10 protein-coding genes and 1 tRNA gene are annotated in these 7372 nt (G+C 37.8%); 3 read left to right on the forward strand and 8 right to left on the reverse strand.

Annotation, left to right across the window (positions count from 1 at the left end):
- Positions 1-532: peroxiredoxin family protein (locus B2X72_RS02820; RefSeq protein ID WP_286848218.1), on the forward strand; the 532-nt coding region annotated here is incomplete at its 5' end.
- A 124-nt stretch (positions 533-656) separates the two neighbouring features.
- Here the strand turns inward: B2X72_RS02820 and B2X72_RS02825 are convergent.
- The 4 genes from B2X72_RS02825 to B2X72_RS02840 all read right to left on the reverse strand — a co-directional run bounded on the left by B2X72_RS02825 (position 657) and on the right by B2X72_RS02840 (position 2691).
- Positions 657-1286, reverse strand: coding sequence for a GNAT family N-acetyltransferase (locus B2X72_RS02825; protein WP_286848219.1), 630 nt, complete (start codon positions 1284-1286; stop codon positions 657-659).
- On the reverse strand, positions 1283-1828 hold the full coding sequence (locus B2X72_RS02830; protein ID WP_088161565.1) for a hypothetical protein: 546 nt from the start codon (positions 1826-1828) through the stop codon (positions 1283-1285). Before B2X72_RS02830 ends, B2X72_RS02825 begins: the two co-directional genes overlap by 4 nt.
- A gap of 2 nt (positions 1829-1830) precedes the next feature.
- On the reverse strand, positions 1831-2043 hold the full coding sequence (locus B2X72_RS02835) for a hypothetical protein (protein WP_075992629.1): 213 nt from the start codon (positions 2041-2043) through the stop codon (positions 1831-1833).
- 560 nt (positions 2044-2603) lie between these two features.
- A tRNA-Ser gene (locus B2X72_RS02840) sits at positions 2604-2691 on the reverse strand.
- A gap of 114 nt (positions 2692-2805) precedes the next feature.
- Between B2X72_RS02840 and B2X72_RS02845 the strand changes: the two genes are divergently transcribed.
- Both B2X72_RS02845 and B2X72_RS02850 read left to right on the forward strand, forming a co-directional pair.
- Entirely contained in the window at positions 2806-3306 is a 501-nt protein-coding gene (locus B2X72_RS02845) for a GreA/GreB family elongation factor (RefSeq protein WP_088161564.1), read from the forward strand.
- Positions 3307-3380: 74 nt separating this feature from the next.
- Positions 3381-3893, forward strand: a complete 513-nt coding sequence (locus B2X72_RS02850) for a BON domain-containing protein (protein ID WP_075992628.1) — start codon at positions 3381-3383, stop codon at positions 3891-3893.
- Between the two features lie 74 nt (positions 3894-3967).
- Here B2X72_RS02850 and B2X72_RS02855 read toward each other — a convergent pair whose 3' ends face one another.
- The 4 genes from B2X72_RS02855 to B2X72_RS02870 all read right to left on the reverse strand — a co-directional run.
- Complete coding sequence (locus B2X72_RS02855; protein WP_075992627.1) at positions 3968-4693, reverse strand: tRNA threonylcarbamoyladenosine dehydratase; 726 nt, start codon at positions 4691-4693, stop codon at positions 3968-3970.
- A 77-nt stretch (positions 4694-4770) separates the two neighbouring features.
- Positions 4771-5436 carry a TatD family hydrolase gene (locus tag B2X72_RS02860; protein ID WP_286848223.1) on the reverse strand — a complete coding sequence of 222 codons (666 nt, stop codon included), beginning with the start codon at positions 5434-5436 and terminating at the stop codon, positions 4771-4773.
- Positions 5437-5498: 62 nt separating this feature from the next.
- The gene (locus B2X72_RS02865; RefSeq protein WP_145330056.1) at positions 5499-6785 is read right to left on the reverse strand and encodes an anthranilate synthase component I family protein; all 1287 of its coding nucleotides are present in this window, start codon (positions 6783-6785) and stop codon (positions 5499-5501) included.
- A gap of 3 nt (positions 6786-6788) precedes the next feature.
- On the reverse strand, positions 6789-7372 hold a 584-nt coding region (locus B2X72_RS02870; protein ID WP_286848224.1), incomplete at its 5' end, for an adenylosuccinate synthetase.

The raw sequence follows: 7372 nt of genomic DNA on the forward strand, positions 1-7372 counted from the left end.
TAAAAGGATATATGCCGATTTAGCTGAGAAGCTCAAAAGCTATCCTTTGGCCAAAGAGATACCCATGCAGTTAGAATCGTCAATCAGGACCAAAGTTGGACAGGTTGCCCCCGATCTCGAACTTCAAACTCAAATGGGTACAAGTCTAAAATTATCTGAATTCCGAGGAAAGTATCTATTGGTAGACTTTTGGGCTAGTTGGTGTGGACCATGCCGCGAAGAAAATCCAAATCTAGTAGCGCTTTACAATAAATACAAAGATTCGGGATTCGAAATCTTAGGAATATCTTTGGATAAAGTAGCTCAACGCGAACAATGGGTCAAAGCAATTGCAGATGATAAGCTGAGCTGGCCACAAGTATCTGATTTAAAAGGTTGGGATAGCCAAGCAGCAAAACGTTATGGCATCAATTCCATACCAGAAAGCTTTTTGTTGGATCCTACAGGAAAAATTGTGTACCGCAACCTCAGGGGGAAAGATTTAGAAGAGAAATTACAGGCGATCTTTTCAGATAAAAGCGATCCTAAATAGCCAGTTTAGTAATATATACAATAAGCTCTATTTAGATTGGGATATTCTTGTTAGGGTCGCGAAACCTAAGTGTGAAACCGACTGAGGGGGGCTGGTAATAAAAATAGACTGATCAAATCGCTCATTAATCTAATCTATAAATAAATTCCTCAATTTCGATTTGGCTTGCATTAGCAAAACCGCGATCTGTACCAACCCTAACAAAACCACAATTTTCCAATACTTTTTGGGAACCGAGATTATCGAAAGCGACGCGCCCATACATAGGGCGGTTTGTTTCAATTGAAAGAAACGCTTTAAGTGCCTTTGTTGCAATTCCACGTCCCCAGAATTTTCGGTCAATCCAATAAGTGATCTCAGCATCACCTTCAATAACAAACTTCGCAATACTTCCTACAATTGTCCCATCAATCAGAATCGTTTGATTGTTTATACTTGGCTCATTGAGAAATTTAGCATACTTCTCAAGGTAAACTTTCTTATCTGAAGAACTACTTGAGGTAAAAGCCGCGAGATAATTTGCTTCTTCATCAAGCTGAAACTGATAATGTATTTCTAAATCCGTGTATACTGTCGGTCTAAGAGTAAGTTGAAAGTTGAGGTCATCCATGCTTTTTATATTCGGTTTATCCCCAAATATAGTAATAAATACTTTTCCTTTAGTCTTCATCGAAGTCAACCGACGACAACTTGAGGAAAAGCCGAACAGTGCTCGAACAAAGATAGAATTTAAGCCAATGTGATGTTCTTTCATTGAGCCCATATGGGGAGATGTGTAGATACCTCGATCTCTGAAACAGCATCCTGGTATTTAAACACAGTTTCAGGTACCATGTCGTTTTCGCTTATATCGACCCCCTTAACAGAGGAAAAGAGATTTAGATGCCTTTTCACAAGCGGAATGGTATGAATATATAAATGAGTTATTTTGTCCGTGCTGGAGTCACAACTAGTACTTTTCTTAGCCTTAGACCTCGCATGGCATATATGCATATTATCGGTGTAAAAAAAGATCATTTCAATCTTATTTTCAGGGTACAAGGCTTTAATATCTTGTAGCATTTGAAGATGCGTCTTATTAACGATATTGATCTCCACAGCAAAATCTTCATCGTTACTTAACAGCAACAACAGTTGTTCCTCAAATCTCCTATATCCATATTTTAAACCAAGTGCAGCATAGCTTTGAACAAAGAGATTAGGGTCAAGTATCTTGATCCCTTCGGGAATGAAATACTGCCCACAAGTACTTTTCCCAATATGAGGAGGACCAGTTATCACATATATTGTTGCCATGATCAGATACTTTGAATTGTCCCATCGCTATGCTCTTCAACCATTTGGCCATCCTTGCTATAAACCAACGGCTGTTCACGGGAAAACAAGTAGGAGCGAATGCTCGTTTGTAATTCTTGCCTCCATTGAATCTTTTCATCCGCAGACATAGTGAATGGGTCTTTTTTCATCTTTCCAGTTTTGACAAGTTGTTCTTCTTGAATTATCCTTTTCATTTAAAAATTAATTAACATTAGCTTATACGATCAATTAAATATAAACATATATTAATATAATATAAAAAAATATTAACACAAAATACGCAGGAAATTTGATAGACCGACTTTAAATTGGCAACATAATCCATTATAAAAATTAACAGACGCTGTATATTCTTTTTATCAAGAAAGTATACAAAAGAATTATACAGTTGATTGTTTAAGTTATATACTGATTTGAATTTTTTAGGGGCTGAAGTCAAAATTTAGACAACTAACTCAGAAAACCGACAAGGTATAAAAAAGTACTTTTCACTCGGGCAACTATTTCGTTTTCTTGAAGATCGTGAACTCAGTTTATTTCTGCATCCTTGGAGAACGTAAAACTTTTTTAAACTCATTAAGCTACCTCAGAATTTCGTATTCATAAACGACTCCCCAGATTTGGCTCTTATTATACGTGGGATTTTGTAAGATGAAATTCTAATAGAACGTTTCCTCCTTTAGTTTGATTTTGGTGCTGGTATAACACTTAAAACAGAAAAACCGTTTTTAACAGTGCTAAAGACGGTTTTTTGCGGAAAGGGAGGGATTCGAACCCTCGATACAGTCATCCCGTATACAGTCTTTCCAGGACTGCTCATTCGACCACTCTGACACCTTTCCGTGTTTCAGTGCACAAATGTAGCAATTTTTTAATTTATTGCAACCTTGTTCGTGTTATTTACCATCGGATTTGTTATATTCTATTGAGAATAAGCGTATTGTTTTTATTTTTTAATGAATAAAACTTATTCCTTATTTTTCGGAATGACAAATAATTATTTCGACATAAAAGGGGCGATCCTCGACATGGCACTAAAACGTACTCAGGAACGTATCACAATGATAGCATCTGCTTTAGAAACAGCAAGAGATTCAAGTAATGACGATACCAAAAGTAGTGCTGGAGACAAATATGAAACTTCGCGTGAAATGATTCAACAGGACATCAATCGCTACCAGAAACAACTCCTGGAAGCCAATAAAGATCTACAGCAGCTAATCAGTATAGAATCATTACCAAATGATGTAATGGATGTAGCCAGATTAGGAACGCTTGTTCAAACCAGTGTTGGTCTATATTTGATCGCCACAAGTATTGGAGCTGTAAAAATAGGGACCAATAATATCTTCGTCATTTCGCCTGCATCTCCAATTGGACAACTACTTATCGGAAAAAAAATAGGTGATAGTTTTGTTTTTAACAACGTTAATCAGAAAGTTATTGCAATCTACTAAGTGATGAAAATACCGAAAAATTAAACAATATGTCGATGCATCTGTTCTTATTTAGTACAGAAACGAAGAATGACATGAAATTGAATAATTTACTTTTAATCTTCTTACTTGGCGCTTTACTGTTTATTCACTCTTGTAGATCGCCCGAATCGGACGAAAAACTAAGATCAAAAATCGAGGCAGCGTTGGAAACTACTGCAGGCATCGAAGTAGATGTCGAGGAAGGGAATGTAACGTTGGATGGACAGATCGGTTCGGATTCGCTCAAGCAGGATATAGAAAACAGAACAAAATTAGCGGGGGGAGAGGGTATCAAATCCATTCACAACAATATCATTGTAAATCTTCCTGAACCAGAAGATGCCCGTGAAAAATATCATGAAATTATGGGCGGCGCGATAGATTCTACCTTAACGAGAGACGTCAATCTTGTTCTGGAAGATTTTCCAACCATTACGGCTCAGGTGAAGGAAGGAATTATAATTGCGACAGGTAATCTTGAAAAATCAAAAATCGATACACTAAAGAAAAGATTAGAGCATATCAAGCCCAAAGGTATTGATATGAAAGGTGTCACCAGTCGCTAAACAACGAAAAGAAGCTATCCATCGATTAACGGGTAGCTTCCTTCATTTGTTCATATGTTTATTTAATACCTAAGTTAAGCATTTTCTATTAGATCTCGTATAGCAACAGAAGCTATTGCCCCACCAAAGGCTGCTGGTAGATATGACATGGTACCATAAGCAGACTTTTTAAAGTTACTCCCATCAGTATATAATAATGAATCCTTGTTTGGAAGTTCAGTTGAAAATGCCACTTTCACTCCATCACGTATACCATGTTTACGCAATTTCTTACGGATATGCTGGGCCAACTTACAATTATAAGATTTACCGATATCAGCAATTTTTATTTTTGTAGGATCAACTTTGCCACCGGCGCCCATTGAACTGACAAATGGTATATTGGCTTCTAATGCTCTCCGAATAAAAAATAGTTTAGGTGTAATACTATCAATAGCTTCCACACAATAATCTGGCGCTAAATCTAGCAAAGCTGGTATTTTTTCCGGAATAATAAAATCCTGTATCACAGTTAAATCTAATTCCGGATTGATCGCCATTAATCTTTCTCGCATAATCTCAGCTTTTGCTTCACCATGATTAGTTGCCAAGGCAGGTAGCTGCCTATTACGATTGGATGGATCTACGGTGTCTCCATCAATAATGGTCATTTTTCCAACACCTGCTCGGCATATAAATTCGGCAGCAAATGATCCAACACCGCCTAATCCCAAAACCATCACATGCGAATTTGCCAATTTTTCAACCGCTGATCGACCTATCAATGCTTCGGTACGTGACAGCCAACTTAAATCTTTCATTTATCTAAATTTGTTTTTTATATTATAATGAAACCTTATAGCTATCCGACAACGTGAATAAACAGACTATGATGGCCTCATTTATTAAATACATTCTTATAATTTTGGTATAAAACCCGCTTTAACTCTTCCAATTCGATCGATCTGATCTGAGCAACGTATCGGTAAAGTGTAGCAATTTCTACGGTCGTATCTGTATCCGTTTCTAGAAACAAATGACTGAGTGAAATATTTTCTAAAAGTTCGTCTTGACTTCCGTTTAAACAATGTTTTCCTATGGAAAGATAATACCCTTGATCGATTAACTGTTGAGCCAAGGTCCAGTTCTTACGATATCCATGAAAAACAACAGCTTCGCTAAAATTCACTTTTTTCAAACAACCAACAATCTCCTGAAAAGCTCGAACACAATGAATGATCAAAGGCTTCCTATACGTTTTAGCCAAGCGAACCTGTTGATCAAACACAAGCTGTTGGTCGGCGAGGGGAGTGGCGATATTTTTGTCCATACCACATTCACCTATGGCTAAAACCTGACTCAGCGCTAATGCATCCACCATGAGTCCCAAATCATGTTCGGTATTCCCATTGATATACCATGGGTGCAAACCTACTGAACAATCCGCTTCAGAAATTATTTCCGAATGGTTCAAAGTGATATTCTTAATGGAAAGAGTAGCACCTTCTTTCACCGGATAATTCCGATGCGTATGTAGATCGATATAGGGAATCTGTGTAGCCAACGAGACAAAGGTCGAAAAAATACTTGAAGCAAAAAATATTCTCTACAAAATTAGTATAGTTTTTATTCTCCCAAGCTAGCATCTAAAGCTTCAAGAATACCAGAAGCCTTCAAAAGACATTCTTGATACTCCTGATCGGCAGCTGCCTGATTGGTAACTGCTCCACCTGTATGAAAGGAAAGGTACCTTTTTTGCTTATTGTAAAGCAATGAACGGATAACGACGTTAAAATCGAATTCATCGCGCATGGTGTCAAAGTAACCGATAGATCCTGCATAGATACCTCTCTTTCGAGCTTCAAGCTGATCGCAAATTTGCATAGCTGCAATTTTGGGAGCACCTGTCATCGAACCTGCAGGAAAGGTATTTCTAAACACATCCACATTGGTGACTTTTGGGTCTTGCATGCAGGTAATAGTTGAAATCATTTGATGCACTTGTTCGAAGGATTGAATCTCAAAAAGGCGAGTAGCCTCAACCGTTCCGGGAAGAGCACTTCGTGTCAAATCATTGCGAACCAAATCAACGATCATCACATTTTCGGCGATCTCTTTTTTTGACCTCAACATATCAGCTATAATCTGTTGGTCCTCTGTTGAATTTGTCCCCCTTTTGGCCGTCCCTTTAATTGGCTGAGAAATTAACTTTCCTTTTCTTTTCGCTAAAAATCGTTCCGGAGAAGCACTCATGATAAAATGATGTCCTACCTTGAAAAATGAACTAAAGGGAGTAGGTGATATGGTATTTAACCGGTGATAAACTTCCATAGGAGCGATATCAGCATCATCAGCAAAAAATTCCTGACAAAGGTTCACTTCATAGATGTCTCCACGCTGAATATGTGCCTGTACATTTTCAAAAGCTTTGACATATTCACACTTTGTCCAACGCGACTTTACCTGTACAGAAATTGGGGTTATCGCAGGAATCTGAGTATCCAAAATGGCCTGATAGATTTTAACAGGATCCTCGGCTTCTATATGCACTTGATCTGCCGTCCATCGAAGCGTAATTGCTGGCACAAAGAAATAAGCTTCTGGAAATTCGAGCTGATCCTTTCCTGTTGTCTTTAATTCTTCTATCTCATTCTTAAGGTCGTAAGATAGAAATCCGGGGATAAACTGAGATTGATGTAATCTCAAAAAAGTGTCGAGCTGGTCAAATACATTTTCATTTGCACGGAAAGAGAATAATGCCTTGACAGCCAGTATCTGTTCAAATTTGCCCCATTGATCCGACATCCCATTACTATTAAAGAAAGAAATTTCATCAAATTGCCCCGACCAATGCAGGGCTTTCTGATGAAATTTATCTTTAGAATCGAGAAGATCAAAACTTTCGATCCGCATAGTTTATTTTGATAAAGCTAATGTTTGTTTACGATCAGGACCTACCGATAGGATCGTGATAGGTACTTCAAGAGCTTTCTCTAAATAAGAAATATAATTTTTTAATGCTTCAGGTATTTCTTGTTCAGACGTTATACCCGTCAAATCTTGTTTCCACCCATCAATTTCTTCTAAGATAGGTTCTGCTTGATGCGTGATGATTTCATAAGGCATATAATCAATCACTTCACCATTATATTTATAATGTGTACATGCGTAGATTTTGTCGAAGGTGTCCAAAACGTCAGCCTTCATCATAATCAAATCTGTCACGCCATTCAGCATAATAGCATATTTTAAAGCCGGAATATCGATCCATCCGGTACGACGAGCACGCCCTGTAGTCGCTCCAAATTCATGACCTAATTGACGTAATTTTTCGCCAGTTTCATCGTGAAGTTCAGTAGGGAAGGGACCGCCACCTACGCGAGTAGCATATGCTTTAAAGATACCATATACCTTACCTATTTTATTTGGTGCGATACCCAGGCCTGTACAAGCTCCGGCTGTTGTGGTATTAGATGAAGTAACAAATGGATAAGAACCAA

The organism is Sphingobacterium sp. UBA7253, from assembly GCF_002472745.1.
In the GTDB taxonomy this organism is placed as follows: domain Bacteria; phylum Bacteroidota; class Bacteroidia; order Sphingobacteriales; family Sphingobacteriaceae; genus Sphingobacterium; species Sphingobacterium siyangense.

Excerpts from the sequence above, each read along its gene's own strand:
- B2X72_RS02825 (WP_286848219.1), bottom strand. The coding sequence starts at position 1,286 with ATGAAAGAACATCACATTGGCTTAAATTCTATCTTTGTTCGAGCACTG.
- B2X72_RS02830 (WP_088161565.1), bottom strand. The coding sequence starts at position 1,828 with ATGGCAACAATATATGTGATAACTGGTCCTCCTCATATTGGGAAAAGT.
- B2X72_RS02835 (WP_075992629.1), bottom strand. The coding sequence starts at position 2,043 with ATGAAAAGGATAATTCAAGAAGAACAACTTGTCAAAACTGGAAAGATG.
- B2X72_RS02865 (WP_145330056.1), bottom strand. The coding sequence starts at position 6,785 with ATGCGGATCGAAAGTTTTGATCTTCTCGATTCTAAAGATAAATTTCAT.
- B2X72_RS02850 (WP_075992628.1), top strand. The coding sequence starts at position 3,381 with ATGAAATTGAATAATTTACTTTTAATCTTCTTACTTGGCGCTTTACTG.
- B2X72_RS02845 (WP_088161564.1), top strand. The coding sequence starts at position 2,806 with ATGAATAAAACTTATTCCTTATTTTTCGGAATGACAAATAATTATTTC.
- B2X72_RS02855 (WP_075992627.1), bottom strand. The coding sequence starts at position 4,693 with ATGAAAGATTTAAGTTGGCTGTCACGTACCGAAGCATTGATAGGTCGA.